At 34.3% G+C, this 2,799-nt stretch carries 2 protein-coding genes and 2 pseudogenes; all 4 read right to left on the reverse strand.

The window, feature by feature from the left end:
* Positions 1–270 (reverse strand): annotated as a pseudogene (locus tag RG963_RS16325) (hypothetical protein); the annotation flags it as partial.
* Positions 271–1,157: 887 nt separating this feature from the next.
* Positions 1,158–1,840 (reverse strand): IS1 family transposase gene (locus RG963_RS16330; RefSeq protein ID WP_310577338.1). Its coding sequence is split into 2 segments (ribosomal slippage): positions 1,158–1,517 and positions 1,520–1,840, totalling 681 coding nucleotides; the frame shifts between segments, so codons are not numbered across the junction.
* Positions 1,841–2,331: 491 nt separating this feature from the next.
* On the reverse strand, positions 2,332–2,478 hold the full coding sequence (locus RG963_RS16335) for a hypothetical protein (protein WP_310577339.1): 147 nt from the start codon (positions 2,476–2,478) through the stop codon (positions 2,332–2,334).
* A pseudogene (locus RG963_RS16340) lies at positions 2,478–2,799 on the reverse strand (hypothetical protein); the annotation flags it as partial. The gene RG963_RS16335 and the pseudogene RG963_RS16340, both read right to left, overlap by 1 nt.

The raw sequence follows: 2,799 nt of genomic DNA on the forward strand, positions 1-2,799 counted from the left end.
AATAGTGTCGCTACCGATAAGAAGAGTGTCATCAATAACGTATGTAAACGGTCCTTTGAGATGAACAGTTGTATATGCAGATTTATCTGCCACAAACTTTAAAGCCTTATTTATCTGTACATGATCATCTTTTCCATCGCAGTTAAAATCCCCAGTACCATCCCCCGCAACGTATACTATTGGTGCAGGAGTCATGCAGAAAGCCGTAGGAGCGCTTGCAAGGATAAGGCAACCCACCACGAAAAGAATTCCTAATTCTCGTTTTAACATCGACATCGTCTGGAATCGGTCATAACAAAATTCATTATTATCTCTGTTAGACAGATATTCATGTGGTGATGTATCTGGATCCCCGCAAAATTTACTACTGTCTGTCAAAAATTTATACAAATTTATTACTCTATTTCCGATATATTGGACAAGGTTTTGCAAATAGTATCCACTCTCCGAACTTCAAGACTATAGAAAATTATCGGAAGAAATTATTCATATCAGAGGCAATTTATCATGCCAATAGTTACTGAATCTAATCAAATGAGATAATATGGAATTCCGAATAAATCTCCGTGTTTTTCAGGCCAATTCTTCCAATTTACACGAATTCCCCCGTGAAAACATGATGAAGAAATTTAGTTTTACCATCTGATTAAATTTCTATAGTCTGTACTGTAATTTAGACAGTCATCTTATAAAAATATTTGTGCAAAGTTGGTAAATTTTTAGACAGTTTTGAAAATTATAAGAAGAGTCAATCAATATTTTGGACAAAAACCAGGTCACAAAAAGCTTTATTAAAATGTAACTATTCAGCCTATCAAAAATCAGTTGATTGATATTGATTTTGACATCACAAATAAGTGTGATTACTAACCAATGAAAAAATAAAAAACGCAATCAATAGCCAATAATTAACGGAAACTAATTCAGAGAAATTTGCCTCTTTAATCTTATGAAAGATGGCTATTGAGGTTGTTTTACCCAGGCTGAATAATTACATTAAAATTTATGAAAAAGAGAAAATATTACCGAGCAGAATATATAAGACTTTATTCAGAAAAGTATTTGATGCTATTTTGTCAAAAAAATTAATTTTTATTTTCTGTGCCAGAGTGGAGTCAGGCAATTAAAAAACAAAAAGAGATCTAAAAATGGCATTGTTAACTAAACATAATTAACTCTTTATTTCTGTATTTCATCAATAGAAGAACCGAGTACTTTAGCATTTCAAGACTCTTAGTATAACACTTTGTCTTTCTTCTCAACCTTGCCAGAAAGTGCCTCAATATGCTATTATATCCTTCAACTGTATACGTTTCTGCTTTGGATTGAGTATGAATCGTTTCAGAAAGGAACTCTGCATATGCCCTCCAGTGATCTGTCATCACTTCTCCAATCTCTTTCTTCTCTAATTTTTCCCAGAGTAGTTGTCCAGTTTCCGTTCCTCTGCTACCAAAAGAGCAGTTGATGAACTTTTTCCCACCTCTATCAACAGCAATCCAGATCCAGCAATATTTTTTTTGTTACCGATGTAAGTATGCATTTCATCCATTTCAACAATAGAGATCTCATTTTCACTTTTTAGGTCCTCTAACCCCTGACCAAATTTCTTTATCCATCTTTGGACAGAAACATGACTTACCCCTAAAAATCGTCCTATTGAGCGAAAGCCCAATCCTTCAAGGTAGAGTTGTAAAGCCTGTCTTTTTACAGAAGCGGAAAAAGCAGTTGATTTCAACTCTACTGTGTAGTTATAGCCACAATCAGAGCATTTGTACCGTTGACGCCCGCCAACTATTCCATTCTTTTTGTGACTGGAACTATTACATTTTGGGCAATTCATGCAGAAATATAGGTTATAAGTATATATACCTATTTTTGTTTACCAATGCCCTAAAAATTATTGTTAAATAAGAATTATTGCTAACAAATTCAAAAAATGAGGAAATGGACCCTAAAAAATATCAAAGAGTTCATCCCAAAAACCATATTTATTCTTTAATCAATAAAGGGTCGTGTACGTGAGTCATTGATCAATTCCGAAAAAGCAAGCACATCTCCCATATTTGAGGAAAACGTGGAGAGATTCTTATGCTTATGTTTTTCAATAATTCATTCACACTACCCAATAAGGGTATAAGGATTTTTCATGATCAGAAACTCTATTGATTATTCAAAATTAGAGATTTAGAGTAGTAATTTTGGGTTTTGGGATAAGCTCTGAAATAAAAATGGTACAAAGCTTAAGCATTTGCCTTTGCACAGTATGTACCACTATAATTAAAGAACATTATCAAGTGATATCGTTGCAGGTGTACAAACTAGTTCTTGCAACTACATCCCACCTGTGATTCTCAACGATGTATCTGCGGCCATTTTCTCCCATAACAACTCTGGTACTTTCATCGATGTTATTTTTACCACGGCAACTGCAAGTTCTTTGGGATTCTTGACAAGAGGAGCAACATAGATCAGACGCATTAATGCTTCGATTTTGATGCATAGATTGTGTTCCCATATCTCCCTATGTTGATCCTGTTTCCATTATCTTCAGGTTCATTAGAATAATCAGAGGACGGATATCCTGCATCAATGCAAGGAGAACTCACTTTGTCTTTAACCCAGGTTTTTCCATTCCATCTTCCACCTCTTGATTGAAGATGATAATCGTGATTTTTCTGGTCTGCAAATAGTGGGTTTACGTAAATATCACTTTTCGATGTGCAGTTTTTATAGTTGCCTGCTAAATTATTGTAAAGACAATTATTTTGAAGCACAAAGGAATGTGTTGAAGGTAAGCAG

Source organism: Methanosarcina baikalica (assembly GCF_031461075.1).
Lineage (GTDB): Archaea > Halobacteriota > Methanosarcinia > Methanosarcinales > Methanosarcinaceae > Methanosarcina > Methanosarcina baikalica.

Bases quoted from the DNA above. Each gene is read 5' to 3' on its own strand.
- RG963_RS16335 (WP_310577339.1), bottom strand. From the start codon at position 2,478: ATGCGTCTGATCTATGTTGCTCCTCTTGTCAAGAATCCCAAAGAACTT.